10 protein-coding genes and 1 pseudogene are annotated in these 14,929 nt (G+C 62.3%); all 11 read left to right on the top strand.

Going from position 1 to position 14,929, the window contains the following annotated elements; all coding sequences use genetic code 11:
• Positions 1-138: 138 nt before the first annotated feature.
• The 11 genes and pseudogenes from ACFSGJ_RS10195 to ACFSGJ_RS10145 all read left to right on the top strand — a co-directional run bounded on the left by ACFSGJ_RS10195 (position 139) and on the right by ACFSGJ_RS10145 (position 14,413).
• Positions 139-4,503 carry a strawberry notch-like NTP hydrolase domain-containing protein gene (locus ACFSGJ_RS10195; protein WP_390261250.1) on the top strand — a complete coding sequence of 1,455 codons (4,365 nt, stop codon included), beginning with the start codon at positions 139-141 and terminating at the stop codon, positions 4,501-4,503.
• Between the two features lie 3 nt (positions 4,504-4,506).
• Positions 4,507-5,538 carry a DUF7146 domain-containing protein gene (locus tag ACFSGJ_RS10190; protein ID WP_390261249.1) on the top strand — a complete coding sequence of 344 codons (1,032 nt, stop codon included), beginning with the start codon at positions 4,507-4,509 and terminating at the stop codon, positions 5,536-5,538.
• A 371-nt stretch (positions 5,539-5,909) separates the two neighbouring features.
• Positions 5,910-6,842, top strand: a complete 933-nt coding sequence (locus tag ACFSGJ_RS10185) for a DUF2493 domain-containing protein (protein WP_390261247.1) — start codon at positions 5,910-5,912, stop codon at positions 6,840-6,842.
• Between the two features lie 85 nt (positions 6,843-6,927).
• On the top strand, positions 6,928-7,203 hold the full coding sequence (locus ACFSGJ_RS10180) for a WGR domain-containing protein (protein ID WP_390261246.1): 276 nt from the start codon (positions 6,928-6,930) through the stop codon (positions 7,201-7,203).
• 48 nt (positions 7,204-7,251) lie between these two features.
• On the top strand, positions 7,252-7,500 hold the full coding sequence (locus tag ACFSGJ_RS10175) for a FitA-like ribbon-helix-helix domain-containing protein (RefSeq protein ID WP_390261245.1): 249 nt from the start codon (positions 7,252-7,254) through the stop codon (positions 7,498-7,500).
• 3 nt (positions 7,501-7,503) lie between these two features.
• The gene (locus ACFSGJ_RS10170; RefSeq protein WP_390261243.1) at positions 7,504-7,926 is read left to right on the top strand and encodes a type II toxin-antitoxin system VapC family toxin; all 423 of its coding nucleotides are present in this window, start codon (positions 7,504-7,506) and stop codon (positions 7,924-7,926) included.
• A pseudogene (locus tag ACFSGJ_RS10165) lies at positions 7,923-10,329 on the top strand (class I SAM-dependent DNA methyltransferase); the annotation flags it as partial. The gene ACFSGJ_RS10170 and the pseudogene ACFSGJ_RS10165, both read left to right, overlap by 4 nt.
• A 27-nt stretch (positions 10,330-10,356) precedes the next feature.
• The gene (locus tag ACFSGJ_RS10160) at positions 10,357-10,641 is read left to right on the top strand and encodes a type IIL restriction-modification enzyme MmeI (RefSeq protein ID WP_390261295.1); all 285 of its coding nucleotides are present in this window, start codon (positions 10,357-10,359) and stop codon (positions 10,639-10,641) included.
• A complete protein-coding gene (locus tag ACFSGJ_RS10155; RefSeq protein ID WP_390261241.1) occupies positions 10,638-11,165 on the top strand; it encodes a HEPN domain-containing protein in 528 nt (175 codons plus the stop codon). Before ACFSGJ_RS10160 ends, ACFSGJ_RS10155 begins: the two co-directional genes overlap by 4 nt.
• A 13-nt stretch (positions 11,166-11,178) precedes the next feature.
• A complete protein-coding gene (locus tag ACFSGJ_RS10150) occupies positions 11,179-13,227 on the top strand; it encodes a pseudomurein-binding repeat-containing protein (protein WP_390261240.1) in 2,049 nt (682 codons plus the stop codon).
• The gene (locus tag ACFSGJ_RS10145; protein WP_390261239.1) at positions 13,220-14,413 is read left to right on the top strand and encodes a GIY-YIG nuclease family protein; all 1,194 of its coding nucleotides are present in this window, start codon (positions 13,220-13,222) and stop codon (positions 14,411-14,413) included. The genes ACFSGJ_RS10150 and ACFSGJ_RS10145 overlap by 8 nt, the downstream gene beginning before the upstream one ends.
• Positions 14,414-14,929: the final 516 nt, after the last annotated feature.

The following is a 14,929-nucleotide window of genomic DNA, read 5'->3' as shown; positions in this document are numbered from 1 at the left end:
ATATCAGGAACAAAATCAACCCGAGCGAACTGAACGCATCGGTTCGAGAGGGAGAGATGGGCGGGGGAAGATCAGGCCTGAGGGTGCCCGAGAGAGGGCGTCCGAGCCTGATCCTGTCCCTCATTCCGGAGTTTCCCGATGACCTATCTCGCGCCTGTTGCGCCTTCCGTTCCTGTTCTCTCTCGCGATCCCGCGCCTGCGATCCTCGCCGTTGCCGAGGCGCTGCAGCCCGATCTCGCCCAAGGCTTCCAGATCGACGCGCTGCGTTTGCGCCTCGAGATGGAGCGCGCCTTTGGCGGCTCTGATGCCGATGGCGCATGGGACTGGAAGCTTGCCTATGAGGCGGGCGAGGTGGCGCTGGTCCTCTTCCTGCGGAAATTCGGCCGTGCGTTGCTCGCCCGGGCGGGCTCGCCTGCCGCGCTGCTGCCGATCCTCGCCAAGGTGGCCGGCCTCTTGCCGACGCACACCCGGCGCTCGGAGGAGATGGAGCGGTTCCAGCAATTCTCGACGCCTCTACCAATGGGGATCGCCGCTCTTTCCGCGGCGCAGATCACGCAGCGTGACCTCGTCCTCGAGCCATCGGCCGGGACCGGGCTTCTTGCGATCCTCGTCGAAATCGCAGGCGGCAGCCTGATGCTAAACGAGCTTGCCGACACCCGCGCCGATCTTCTGCGCCGCCTGTTTCCGGGCCGACCCGTCACGGGCTTTGACGCGGCGCAAATCGACGATCATCTCGACGAGGATCTGCGCCCGAGCGTGATCCTGATGAACCCGCCGTTCTCGGCGGTGGCCAATGTCGACGCCCGCACCACCGAGGCGACGGCCCGGCATCTGCGCTCTGCGCTCGCGCGCCTGGTCCCCGGCGGACGGTTGGTCGCCATCACCGGTGCGGGCTTCGCGCCCGACGCCCCTGCCTGGGCGGAAACCTTTGCCCGCCTGACCGAGACCGCGCATCTGGTCTTTACGGGTGCGGTTTCCGGTGCCGCCTTCGCCAAGCACGGCACCAGCTTCGAGACACGGATCTCGGTCTTCGACAAGTGCCGGGGCGGTGAGCGGGGTGGCATAACCGCTGATCTGGCGCGCCCGATTTCGCCTGATGTCGCCAGCCTGCTGTCGCTGATCACCGCCCATGTCCCCCCGCGCCTTGTGCTGGCGCAGGTCGCACCAGCAGGGCAGGGCCCCTCTTCCCCCTGCCCGGGAAATCCTGCCCGCACCACGCGCGCAGCCATCAGCACATCGCGCGCCACGCCAGCAACACCCGCCACCAACACCGCTCCGCAGATCGAGGCCGCAGACCTCGCCTATACCCTGCGCGATGCAACCGAGGACGGGGCCAGCGCGCGCCTGTCAGATGCCATTTATGAGACCTTCCGCCTGCAGGCGATCGACATCCCCGGCGCAGCTCCGCATCCGACGAAGCTGGTGCAATCCGCTGCCATGGCCTCGGTTGCCCCCCCGAAACCCAGCTATCGCCCCAAGCTGCCAACGGCCGTCCTGCGCGATGGTTTGCTCTCCGAGGCGCAACTCGAGACCGTGATCTACGCGGGCGAGGCGCATGGCGCGTATCTCGCGGGGTCTTGGACTGTCGATGAAACCGGCGATATGGTCTCGGCCGCGCCGGACGATGCCGCTGACGCCATCCGTTTCCGCCGCGGGTTCTTCCTCGGCGATGGCACGGGCGCGGGCAAGGGCCGCCAGTCCGCCGGCATCCTGCTCGACAACTGGGCGCAGGGTCGGCGCAAAGCGCTCTGGATCTCCAAAAGCGACAAGCTGCTGGAGGATGCGCAGCGCGACTGGTCCGCACTCGGACAGGAACGCTTGCTGGTGACGCCGCTGTCGCGCTTCGCGCAAGGCAAAGACATCCCGCTGACCGAAGGCATCCTCTTCACCACCTATGCCACGCTGCGCTCGGAAGAACGCGGCGCCAGGAAATCCCGCGTCGATCAGATCGTCGACTGGCTTGGGGCGGATTTTGACGGGGTGATCCTGTTTGACGAAAGCCATGCCATGGCCAACGCCGCTGGATCGAAAGGCGAGCGCGGCGATATCACGGCCTCGCAACAGGGCAGGGCGGGTCTGCGCTTGCAGCACAGGTTGCCCAATGCCCGCGTGGTCTATGTTTCGGCCACGGGGGCGACCTCAGTCCATAACCTCGCCTATGCGCAGCGCCTCGGTCTTTGGGGCGGCGAGGACTTTCCGTTTTCGACGCGGGCCGAATTTGTGCAAGCTATTGAAGCTGGCGGCGTTGCCGCGATGGAGGTCCTGGCCCGCGATCTGCGGTCGCTTGGCCTCTACACGGCGCGCTCGCTGTCCTATGACGGCGTCGAATACGAGATGCTGGAACATGCGCTGACGCCGGAGCAGCGCGGGACCTATGATGCATATGCGCTCGCCTTCGGAGTCATACATCGGAACCTGTCCGCGGCGCTGGAAGCGGCCAACATTACTGGCGAATCCGGCGGTACGCTGAACCGCCAAGCCAAGTCCGCCGCCCGCTCGGCTTTCGAGTCCGCCAAGCAGCGCTTCTTCGGCCATCTGCTGACCTCGATGAAAACCCCCACCCTGATCGCCGCCATCGCCGCTGATCTCACCGCAGGCCATGCGGCTGTCATCCAGATCGTCTCGACAGGTGAGGCGCTGATGGAGCGCCGCCTGTCGGAGATCCCCACGGATGAGTGGAACGATGTGCGGGTGGATATCACGCCAAGAGAGGCTTGCCTGGACTACCTCGCCCATTCCTTCCCGGTGCAGCTCTATGAGCCCTTCACTGACAGCGAAGGCAACCTCTCCTCGCGCCCGGTCACGCGCGATGGCCAGCCGGTCGAATGCCGCGAGGCGGTGCGCCGCCGCGATGCGCTGATCGAAAAGCTGGCCTCGCTGCCGCCTGTGCCTGGGGCGCTCGACCAGATCGTCCAGCGCTTCGGCACGGATCTGGTGGCGGAAGTGACGGGCCGGTCGCGCCGCATCGTGCGCAAAGGCGAGGGCTCTGCCGCCCGCTTGGTCGTGGAAAGCCGGGCGGGCTCTGCCAACCTCGCGGAAACCGCCGCCTTTATGGATGACCAGAAGCGCATCCTGATCTTCTCGGATGCCGGCGGCACGGGGCGCAGCTATCACGCCGATCTTGGCGCCAAGAACCAGCGCCTGCGGGTCCACTATCTGCTGGAACCGGGCTGGAAGGCCGATGCGGCCATTCAGGGACTGGGCCGCACCAACCGCACCAACCAGGCGCAACCACCGCTGTTCCGGCCCGTTGCTACCGATGTGAAAGCGGAGAAGCGGTTCCTGTCGACCATCGCCCGCCGTCTCGACACGCTGGGTGCCATCACGCGCGGCCAGCGTCAAACCGGCGGGCAGGGGCTGTTCCGGCCCGAGGACAACCTGGAGTCTCCCTATGCCCGCGACGCTCTGCGCCAGCTTTACCGCCGCCTCTATCGCGGTGATGTTGCGGGCTGCTCGCTCGGGGCGTTTGAGGATGCGACCGGCCTCAGCCTGACCGATGACAACGGTCTGAAGGATGACCTGCCGCCGATCACGACCTTCCTCAATCGCCTGCTGGCGCTCACAATCGACATGCAGGCTGTGCTCTTCGCGGCCTTCGAGGAGTTGCTCGATCAGCGGATCGAGGGGGCCATCGCGGCCGGGGTCTACGACCTCGGGCTCGAGACGCTGCGCGCCGAAAGCTTTCGCGTCACGGATGCCCGGGTGATCTACACCCATCCCGGCTCCGGCGCGGAAACCCAGCTTCTCACCATCGCGGAGAAGCGGCGCAATACACCGCTGTCACTGGCGGATGCGCTCGACTGGCTCGACGATCCAAAGGCACGCCTGCTGGTCAACAGCCGCTCGGGCCGGTCTGCCGTGCAGGCGCCCGCCACCAGCCTAATGATGGACGACGGCACCATCGAGCCCCGCCTGCGGCTGATCCGCCCGACTGACGCCAGCACCGTGCCTATGAAGATCATGGAAGAAACCCACTGGCTTGAGGCAGATCGGGCGGCCTTCACTGCAGCCTGGACCGCGGAACTGGCCGAGGTGCCGGAATTCACGGAAACCACGCTGCATATCGTGGCGGGGCTGCTGCTGCCGATCTGGAAGCAGCTTCCCCAGGACGAAACCCGAGTCTACCGGCTGCAGACCGACGATGGCCAGCGCATCATCGGTCGCCGCGTCTCGCCGTCTTGGGTCGCGACGACGCTGGCCGCTGATGCGCCGCAGCTGACAGCCGCGCAGGTTCTTGCCCTCGTTCTGGAGGGCAAGACCGTCGTGCGCCTGGCCGAGGGGATGGAGTTGCACCGGTCCCGCGTCATGGGTGTGAACCGGGTAGAACTGTCGGGCTTCTCCGAGGCCGCCAAAGACCGGCTCAAGGCCGATGGCTTCTTCTCGGAGATCATCAGCTGGAAGCTGCGCCTCTTCTGCCCCACCGACGCCAGCGGCATCGCCGTTCTCGAGCGGCTTCTTGCACGTTGTCCTGTGACGGGACTACATGCACGTGGAGGGTCCTGAGCCATGTATTCCGAGACCGAAGATCTGATCCGCGCTTTGGCGGAAAACGCCGAAGGCGTCTGTCGCGCTTACCTTCCCGCCGGACGGCGGGAAGGGTCCTACTGGATCGTGGGCGATCTGCAGAACAACCCTGGCCGCTCGCTCTTTGTGCGGCTGACTGGACCCACATCAGGACCGGGAGCCCGTGGCAAATGGCAGGACGCGGCTGTCGGACTGCATGGCGATCTTCTGGACATCATCCGCGAGCGAACCGGGATCTCGCGCTTTCCCGATCTTCTGGCCGAGGCCCGAGCGCATTTGGGCCGTCCCCAGCCGGTCCTCCCGGATGCGCCAGTGCCGAAGAAGGCCAAAGCCCCCGGTGGCACGCCAGCGGCGGCGGCGCGATTGTTTGCAGCCTCGGTGCCGGTCGCAGGCACGCTTGCCGACACCTACCTCCGCTCCCGAGGCATCACCCAAGGCGGCACGATGAGCGCGCTGCGCTTCCACCCGAAGTGCTGGCATCGAGATGATGGCCAGACCCGGAGCATCCCCAGACCGGCGCTGATAGCGGCGGTCACCGATGGGGCAGGGGCCTTGCAGGGTGTGCATCGCACCTGGCTTGCGCACGACGGCAAGGGCAAGGCGGCTGTCGAGACGCAGCGGCGTGCCATGGGTCACCTCCTCGGCAATGCCGTCAGGCTGACCCCGCATGATGACATCCTCGTGATCGGCGAGGGCATCGAGACCATGCTGTCCCTGTCCGAGGCGGCCTCCGGCCTTCCCCTCTGGGCGGCGCTCTCGTCGGGTCACCTCGGGGCCGTCCTGCTGCCAGAGGGATTGCAGCGACTCTACATCGCGATCGACCGCGATCCGGCCGGGCAACGCGCGGCAGAGAGGTTGAGCGTCAGAGCCACAGAGGTCGGGATTGCCGTACGGGTGCTGGAACCACGGCTCGGGGATTTCAACGATGATCTCCGGGCGAACGGCAAAAAGGCGCTGCGCCAGCATCTGGCAGGGCAGATCGGGCTTGAGGATCGGCATCGCCTGTCAGGCTGAGCAGCATCGCGCAAGAGGCTGTCTGGGAGTGCGCGGCAGGGGTTACGGATTCTTGTCGTGGGTGTGGATCATCACCTTTGCCTTTTTCCGGGTGAATCTCATCCACCCGACACCCGCGCGGCCTTCAAGAGATGGGCAGGCGGCCGTCAAAGGTGCCGCCCCTTCAAGGACGGGGGGCGACTGATTTCCACCGGCGGGGACAAGCCCCGCCTTTGCATCGCGAAAGACAAATCAGCCGCCCCCCGTCCTCCTCCACATGCGTTCCGGCCCCGAAGGCGGGGTGAAGGGGCGTCCCCCGTGACGGCTTTCGCAGCCCATGAAGGCCGCGCGGGTTGTCGCGCGGACGAGACAGGCCCGGAGGCAAGAAACCGATGACGATCCACACCCACGACGACGCGTATGAACCCGCCCACACCGCATCCCAGACCGCCCATGCGCTCGACGAGCTGCAGCTCTACGGCTACCGCCCCTTTGACGAGCCCGATCCGCGCCCGATGCCCGATGGGCAGCGCCTTGCGGTCGCCGTCGCCGACATCTTCGACGCCCTCGTTGCGACCCTGGAAGACACCCGCATGGAACCCGACCTCGAAGAGGTGCTCTGGGGCCAGGTCAACCTCTTCCACCGCGCCACGGCCCGGATCGAGCGGTCGCTCGATGAGAACGAGCAGGCGCAGCGCCGCCTCCAGCGCGAGCAGGACGGCTCCGAGGTGGAATCCACCGAACTCGAGCGCCTGACGGCCGAAGGCCTGACGCTGATCGAACGGCGCAACTGCATGGACATGATGCGCGATCACGCCGCCACCGAGTTCGTCCATCACACGGGATCGACCTGGCGGCCCCGCACTGGCTCGATGGTGAACCGCCAACACATGACCGCAGCGCTGATCGACAGCCGCGACTTCCTGGCCGCCAAGCGCCGCGCGGAAACCGAGGTGATGCTCCCCGCAGGCCCCAAAGTCGCCCTCACCGGCGGGACCGACTTCAACGATCACCGCCTGATCTGGGGCAAGCTCGACCAGGTCCGGACCAAGTATCCCGACATGGTCCTTCTCCATGGTGGCAGCCCGAAGGGCGCAGAGCTCATCGCCGCCAAATGGGCCGAGGCCCGGGGCGTGACGCAGGTGGCCTTCAAGCCGGACTGGGCCAAGCATGCAAAAGCCGCCCCCTTCAAGCGCAACGACGCCATGCTGGACGTGCTGCCGGTGGGTGTTTTCGTCTTCCCGGGCACCGGCATCCAGGAGAACCTCGCCGACAAGGCCAAAAAGCTCGGCATCCCGGTCATGAAGTTCGAGAAGGGGGCATGAGCCCCCTTTTTCCTTGGCGGGCAAATCGAGGTGGAAGCGCACACTTCCACCTGATATTGTGTAGGAAACCTCAATTGATCACTACATGTACCATAGCCCGATCCAGCTCGATGTCTTCCCGACCGACGTGCAGATGCGCCGGATCGATCCGGCGCGGAACATGCGTCGCTTCTATCGGCTGAGCGTTCAGCGCGATCTGTTCGGTCGAGCCAGCCTTGTGCGTGAATGGGGCCGGATCGGCTTCCGGGGCCAGATGATGGTCGAGACCCACCCGGATGAAGGCAAGGCCATCACCGCGTTGATGAAGCTGGCAGCGGTGAAGAAGCGGCGGGGCTATGAGGCTCTGCACTCAGGCGATTAGTCTTGATCGCATTGATTGCGATGATTACACTTCTCTCAGGAGGATATCATGGCAAGCATTACCATCCGGAACCTTGACGATGACGTGAAGCGCCGCCTTCGCATACGCGCAGCCGAGCATGGCCGCTCGATGGAAGAGGAGGCGCGCGAGATCCTGCGCCATGTTGTCGGCGAAGCGAAGCCATCCCACGATCTTGCCGCGGCCATCCGTGCACGGGTCACGCCTCTGGGCGGTGTTGATCTCGACCTTCCGCAGCGTGAAGCCATGCGTGAACCGCCCGCGTTCGACCAGGCCTGACGCATGATCATCCTCGATACGAATGTCATCTCGGAGCTGTTGCGCTCGGCCCCGGAGCCCAAGGTCGAACACTGGCTGTCGGCACAGGACGGGCTCAACGTCTATCTGACCTCGATATCGGAGGCAGAGCTGCGCTACGGCCTCGCGATCATGGGGAACGGCAAGCGCCGCGCCGCGCTGGTTGACGCGGTGGACCGTATCCTGCGCGAAGACCTCGCCGGTCGTATCCTGCCCTTCGACAGCGACGCCGCGCAGTCCTATGCCACCATCGCTGCCGCACGACGGTCCGCCGGGCGGCCGATCGCCCAGGCCGATTGCCAGATCGCATCCATTGCCCACGCCTGCGGCGCCACGGTCGCAACGCGCAATACGCCTGACTTCGAGGGTTGCGAGATCGACCTGATCAACCCCTGGACAGCCCCATGAACGCCGTTGAGATTGAACAAGCCGTTTCCGAACTTGCCGAGCAGCCTTTTGACGCGGCCGAGTTCCCCTATGCTTTCCTCATGGCTTTCGGCAACAAGGACACGACCATCAAGCGGCTGCGCACCGGCGCGTCGAACAAGTCCGACCTCGGCGGCGTCCTGCAGACCAACAACATCCACCTTGCGACCTGCGCGCCGGGCGACATCGCGGCGACCCTGACCGCCCTTCGCAACAGCCCCGCCACGACCCGCGCCAAGGCGAAGTTCATTCTCGCCACCGATGGCGTCGACCTCGAGGCTGAGGATATCACCACCGGCGAAACCATCGCCTGCCGCTACACCGATTTCCCCGACCATTTCGGCTTCTTCCTGCCGCTCGCCGGCATCTCCACCGTCAAGCAGATCCGCGAAAGCGCCTTTGACATCCGCGCGACCAGCCGCCTCAACCGGCTTTATGTCGAGCTGATCAAGGACAACCCCGACTGGGGCAGCGCGGAAAAACGCCACGACATGAACCACTTCATGGCGCGGCTGATCTTCTGCTTTTTCGCCGAAGACACAGACATCTTCGTCAGTAACAGCCTGTTCACCGCCACCATCGACCAGATGGCGAACCGCGATGGGTCGAACACGCACGAAGTGATCGGCGAAATCTTCCGCGCGATGAACACGCCCATCGACAAGCGTGCCAATGCCAAGCTGCCCCGTTGGGCCGATGCCTTTCCCTATGTGAACGGCGGGCTCTTCTCGGGGTCCACCGAAGCGCCGCGCTTTTCCAAGATCGCGCAGCGCTACCTGTCGCATATCGGCAGCCTCGACTGGACGCAGATCAACCCCGACATCTTCGGGTCCATGATTCAGGCCGTCGCGGATGAGGAGGAACGCTCGGTCCTCGGTATGCACTACACCTCCGTGCCGAACATCCTGAAGGTGTTGAACCCGCTCTTCCTCGATGATCTCCGGGCGGAGCTGGAAGCTGCGGGCGACAACGCGCGCAAGCTGGCCAATCTGCGCGCGCGCATGGCCAAGATCCGTGTTTTCGATCCCGCCTGCGGGTCGGGCAACTTTCTTGTTATCGCCTACAAGGAAATGCGCGCCATCGAGTACGAGATCAACAAGCGACGGGGCGAGCCGCAGCGGCGCACCGACATTCCCCTGACCAACTATCGCGGGATCGAGCTGCGGGATTTCTCGGCCGAGATCGCGCGGCTGGCGCTGATCATCGCGGAATACCAATGCGACGTCACCTATCGCGGCCAGAAAGAGGCGCTGGCGGAATTCCTGCCGCTGGACGCGCAGAACTGGATCACCTGCGGCAACGCCCTGCGGCTGGACTGGCTGTCGGTCTGCCCGCCCACGGGGACGGGGGTGAAGTTTCAGGCCGATGACCTGTTCATGTCGCCGCTGGATCAGGCGCAGATCGACTTCGCGAACGAAGGGGGCGAGACGTATGTTTGCGGAAACCCCCCTTATGTCGGTGACAAATATCAGACCAAGGAACAAAAGGACGATCTGAACGCGCTGCTACCAGGAAACAAGAAAGTTCGCGCAATTGACTACATTGCGGGTTGGTTTTGGAAGGCATCGGACTTCATCAAGTATGGCGGATGTTTTGCGTTTGTCTCCACAAACTCGATTTGCCAAGGAGTCCAAGTTCCGTTGATCTGGCCAAGGATTTTTCAGAACGGACAAGAAATCTTCTTCGGACATCAGAACTTTCTGTGGGGCAATAATGCGAGCAAGAACGCTCAGGTCACCTGTGTGATCGTCGGGATCGCCGCTGTTGGTGAACGGTCCAAAGCTATTTATGGAGCCGACTTTATGAAGTCGGTTGAATCTATAAACGCCTACCTCACCGAAGGGGCCAATATTATTGTTGAACGTGCCTCGGAACCAATTGCAGAGATAGCGACAATGTTCGGCGGCAACATACCGCGGGATCAGGGAAACCTGTTGCTGTCGCCTGACGAGGCGAACGATCTCTTGGAAGCTTTCCCTCAGGCATCTCCTCTCGTGAGGCCAATTGTCGGGTCGAGCGAATTCATCAATGGGCAGCAAAGATATTGTCTTTGGATTGAAGATCACCAAGCAGAACTCGCATTCTCCTCCGATTGCGGAGCGTTTGGAGCGCATTCGAATCTACCGACAGGGTGGGAGTGAGCGCGGTAAAGCGGGCTTGCTGACGCCGTACAAGTTCGAGCGAACAATCATCGGAGAAGTAAATTCAATTGTCGTTCCAAGCGTCTCCTCTGAACGTCGAGAATACCTGCCGTGTGGCTTGATGCCCAGTGACGTGCGCGTATCCAATCTCGCTCTCGCATTATACGATGCCCCGCTCTGGAACATGGCGCTAATCGCCTCGCGCCTGCATCTGGTCTGGATCGCCACGGTGTGCGGGAAGCTTGAAACTCGATATCGCTATTCCAACACCATGGGATGGAACACCTTCCCCGTCCCCAAACTGACCGAAAAGAACCGTGCCGACCTGACAGCGGCGGCCGAAGGCATCCTTCTGGCCCGCGAGGCGCATTTCCCCGCCACAATCGCCGACCTCTACGACCCCGAAAAAATGCCCGCCAACCTCCGCGGCGCCCATGACCACAACGACGAGGTTCTGGAACGCATCTACATCGGCCGCCGCTTTCGCAACGACACCGAACGGCTGGAAAAACTGTTCGATATGTACACGAAGATGACCACGAAGGTGCCCGCATGAGCGTTCATCCGGCGGATCAGAAGCTGTTCGAGGACATTGACGAGCGGTGGCAGCGCGCCGACCAATGGTCTTTCCCGAAATCCATTTCGATAGGCTGGCCCATAGATGGAACACCCAAGGCCGAGGATTTCCGGCGTTTCAGTATTCAGTATTATCAGGCCTCGCGATCCATCTGCGAAATAGTGTCTGGCAACAAGATCGAGGATTACGTTGCCAGTTATCCGGTAATCTACTTGTTTCGACACTCAGTAGAATTGGCGTTGAAAGCGGTTGTTGTTCATCAGACTGGATCAAGAAAAGCTGGACATGACCTCGCGACGCTTGCGGGTATGGTCAAAGGGCTGCCAGAATGGGCGGAAAGCTGGATTGCCGAACTGCACCGATTGGACGAGAGGTCGACCGGGTTGCGTTACCCGGACACGGACGTCGCATTTTTTGAGGCAGGCTCACTGCTTCCTGACTGGCTGGAGAAGACGGAGAGGCTTCATTCGGCTTTGCTCGCGCTGAGTCAGACCCGAATTTGATGGGAGTTATTGTATGACCAAAGGTGTTCCCTCCGTCTCCGTCAAATACGCCGCCAATGGCAGCTCGACCAAGTCGAACGAACTGGGCATGCGCGCGATGCAGGAACGCGCCTACGAAAAGCGCGGCGAGCAATACCTGCTGATCAAGTCGCCCCCCGCCTCGGGCAAGAGCCGCGCGCTGATGTTCATCGCGCTCGACAAGCTGCACAATCAGGGCCTGAGTCAGGCCATCGTGGTGGTGCCGGAAAAATCCATCGGGTCCAGCTTCAATGACGAACCGCTCAGCAAGTATGGCTTCTGGGCCGACTGGACGGTTCAGCCGCAATGGAACCTCTGCAATGCGCCCGGTGGCGATGACGGCAAGGTCGGCGCCGTGGGCAAGTTCCTGGAGAGCGACGACAAGGTGTTGGTCTGCACCCATGCGACCTTCCGCTTCGCCGTCGACAAGTTCGGGATCGAGGCCTTCGACGATCGCCTGATCGCGGTGGACGAGTTCCACCACGTCTCGGCCAACCCCGACAACAAGCTAGGCACGCATCTGGGCGCGCTGGTCGCCCGCGACAAGGTGCATCTGGTGGCGATGACCGGATCGTACTTCCGCGGCGATGCCGAGGCTGTTCTGTCGCCCGAGGACGAGGCGCGGTTCGACACGGTCACCTATACCTATTACGAGCAGCTGAACGGCTACAAATACCTCAAGTCGCTCGACATCGGGTATTTCTTCTATTCCGGGTCCTATGCGAATGACATCCTCAAGGTGCTGGACCCGACCGAGAAGACGATCCTGCACATCCCGAACGTGAATTCACGCGAGAGCACGAAGGACAAGCACCGCGAGGTCGAGCACATCATCGACGCCTTGGGCGACTGGCAGGGCACCGACCCCGCCACCGGGTTTCAGCTGGTCAAGACGCCCGAGGGGGGTGTGCTGCGCATCGCCGATCTGGTGGATGATGAACCCGCCAAGCGCGACAAGGTTTCAGCCGCGCTGAAGGACCCGGCGCAAAAGAACAACCGCGACCATGTCGACATCATCATCGCCCTGGGGATGGCAAAGGAAGGGTTCGACTGGATCTGGTGCGAACACGCCCTGACGGTCGGCTATCGCGCCAGCCTGACGGAAATCGTGCAGATCATCGGCCGCGCCACCCGCGATGCCGAGGGCAAGACGCGCGCGCGTTTCACCAACCTGATCGCTGAACCGGACGCCGCAGCCGAGGCCGTGACCGAGGCGGTCAACGATACACTGAAAGCGATCGCCGCGAGCCTGCTGATGGAGCAGGTGTTGGCACCGCGTTTCAACTTCACGCCCAAGACCGCGAAAAGTGGCCCTGTCGAAAGGTTCGATTACGGGGACGGCGGCTATGATCCCAGCAAGGCGAACGTCGGCTTCAACGAGGCTAGCGGGCAGTTCCAGATCGAGATCAAGGGCCTGGTCGAACCCAAGAGCAAGGAAGCCAAGCGCATCTGCCAGGAAGACCTCAACGAGGTGATCACCGCTTTCGTTCAAGACAAGACCACGATCGAACGCGGGCTCTTCGATGAGGAGTTGGTGCCTGAGGAACTCACGCAGGTTCGCATGGGCAAGATCGTGGGAGCAAGGTTCCCGGAGTTGGACGCCGAGGATCAGGAAGCCGTGCGCCAGCATGCAGTGGCCGCGCTGAACCTGACCCAGAAGGCAAAGGAGATCGCTCTTTCGAGCGGCGATGACACGCAGACTACGGGAAACACCGCGCTGATCGACGGGGTGCGCAAATTCGCCATGGATGTGCGTGAGCTCGACATCGACTTGATCGACCGGATCAACCCCTTCGGCGAAGCCTATTCGATCTTGGCAAAGACGATGAGCGAGGAAAGCCTTCGGCAGGTTCAGGCCGTGATCTCGGCGAAGAAGGTGCAACTGTCACCGGACGAGGCGCGCGATCTGGCGAAGCGCGCCGTCAAATTCAAGCAGGAACGGGGCCGTCTGCCTTCCATCACATCGCCTGATCCGTGGGAGAAGAAAATGGCCGAAGGCGTGGCTTACCTCGCGCGCATGAAGCAGGAGGCTGCCAATGGCTAAGGGGTTCACCGACGAAGATGATGCCCTTCTTGCTGAGCTTGGCGTCGAGGTCGAGGTCAAGAAGCAGCTCAGCCGCACACCACGCGAAGAACGCATCATCGCAGGCTTTGAAGAGATCCTTCGGTTCGCCGATGAATTTGGTCGCCCGCCACAGCACGGTGAGGACCGAGATATCTTCGAACGTCTCTATGCAGTGCGTCTCGATCGAATCCGCGACTTACAGGAATGCCGCGATCTCGTCGCGCCCTTTGACAAACACGAACTTCTGTCAGAGGGCCCGGTGCTCGTAGCGACAGACACGGATGAGCTCGATGATGACGCGCTTCTGGCGGAACTGGGTGTGGCGGTTGATGCATCCCCACTTACCGACTTGAAGCATGTCCGCTCTACCGCTGAGAAAAAGGCTGCTGACGACGTCGCCAATCGTGAAAAATGCGAAGATTTCTCAACGTTCAAGCCATTGTTCGAGATGGTCCAAAAGGAACTGGACACCGGTTTGCGCGAAACGCGCCCTTTCGAGATGAAAGCGGAGATCGAGAAGGGCCGCTTTTTCATCGTCGGTGGTCAGAAAGCCTATGTTGCTGAAAAGGGTGAGACCATCACGAATGAACAAGGTCGTACGGATGCACGGCTGCGGGTAATCTTTGATAACGGCACCGAGAGCAATATGCTGATGCGCTCGCTCCAGCGTGCGTTGAACAAGGACGACGCCGGACGCCGGATAACTGACCCATCGGCAGGCCCGCTTTTTTCGGACCAGACCATCGATGGGGATGAAGCGAGCGGGATCATCTATGTGCTCCGCAGCAAGTCCGATCATCCACTCGTCACAGAAAACCGGGAACTGGTGCACAAGATCGGCGTCACCAATATGAGCGTCGAAAAGCGGATCGCCGGCGCGCATTTGCAGCCGACGTTCCTGATGGCGAATGTCGAGGTGGTTGCGACATACGAGCTTTACAACATCAATCGGTCCAAGCTGGAGAACCTGATCCACCGCATTTTCGAACCTGCACGGCTCGAAATCGAGATCATGGATCGCTTTGGACGGCCTGTGGTCCCGCGAGAATGGTTCCTCGTACCTCTTTTTGTCATAAACGACGCTGTGGAAAAGATCAGGGACGGCACAATAACCAGCTATCGCTATGATCCCCACGCTGCCCAACTCAAACGGATTTCGGGGTAGGTTGGGCGATGGATCGGGACAGTCACACGCGTCGAGGGAAATGGTCAGAGGCAGGTGTCCCGAAAAAAGGCTGGACCTGTGTCGGGGTCGAAGACTTGGAAGAGCCCAGCCAACTCTGCGAGATGTGTGACAGCGCCGAAATCCGGTATGCTCATATCATGGAGCATCCAGACTATCCCGGTTCGCTTCAGGTAGGCTGTGTTTGTGCTGAGCACATGGAAGAGGACTACAAGCGGCCCCGGGAGCGGGAGAAGCGTCTCAGAAATTCCGCAAGCCGCCGCGCTGCATGGCCTTCTCGAAAGTGGCGCACATCCAGACAAGGCAACCTTTACATCAACACAGACGGGTTCAATCTTACGGTGTATCGGGCAGGCGCCGGATGGTCAGTGCGTGTCCTGAGAAGGGCATCGGGAGCCGCTCAGATTGGTAGGAAGGCATAGTAACGGCCCGATTGTCACCGCCTGCCTTGGGGCGGACTGATGGCCTAAGACACGTGCATAGCGACGTCGCAAACGA

It is taken from the genome of Halodurantibacterium flavum, assembly GCF_042681825.1.
Classification (GTDB): Bacteria; Pseudomonadota; Alphaproteobacteria; order Rhodobacterales; family Rhodobacteraceae; genus Halodurantibacterium; species Halodurantibacterium flavum.
The sequence above is the reverse complement of the archived record's forward strand: the minus strand, read 5'-3'. Positions and strand labels throughout refer to the sequence as shown.

What these genes read in the sequence shown, in the direction of transcription:
- ACFSGJ_RS10195 (WP_390261250.1), top strand. Translation starts at nt 139, where the DNA reads ATGACCTATCTCGCGCCTGTTGCGCCTTCCGTTCCTGTTCTCTCTCGC.
- ACFSGJ_RS10190 (WP_390261249.1), top strand. Translation starts at nt 4,507, where the DNA reads ATGTATTCCGAGACCGAAGATCTGATCCGCGCTTTGGCGGAAAACGCC.
- ACFSGJ_RS10185 (WP_390261247.1), top strand. Translation starts at nt 5,910, where the DNA reads ATGACGATCCACACCCACGACGACGCGTATGAACCCGCCCACACCGCA.
- ACFSGJ_RS10180 (WP_390261246.1), top strand. Translation starts at nt 6,928, where the DNA reads ATGTACCATAGCCCGATCCAGCTCGATGTCTTCCCGACCGACGTGCAG.
- ACFSGJ_RS10175 (WP_390261245.1), top strand. Translation starts at nt 7,252, where the DNA reads ATGGCAAGCATTACCATCCGGAACCTTGACGATGACGTGAAGCGCCGC.
- ACFSGJ_RS10170 (WP_390261243.1), top strand. Translation starts at nt 7,504, where the DNA reads ATGATCATCCTCGATACGAATGTCATCTCGGAGCTGTTGCGCTCGGCC.
- ACFSGJ_RS10160 (WP_390261295.1), top strand. Translation starts at nt 10,357, where the DNA reads ATGGGATGGAACACCTTCCCCGTCCCCAAACTGACCGAAAAGAACCGT.
- ACFSGJ_RS10155 (WP_390261241.1), top strand. Translation starts at nt 10,638, where the DNA reads ATGAGCGTTCATCCGGCGGATCAGAAGCTGTTCGAGGACATTGACGAG.
- ACFSGJ_RS10150 (WP_390261240.1), top strand. Translation starts at nt 11,179, where the DNA reads ATGACCAAAGGTGTTCCCTCCGTCTCCGTCAAATACGCCGCCAATGGC.
- ACFSGJ_RS10145 (WP_390261239.1), top strand. Translation starts at nt 13,220, where the DNA reads ATGGCTAAGGGGTTCACCGACGAAGATGATGCCCTTCTTGCTGAGCTT.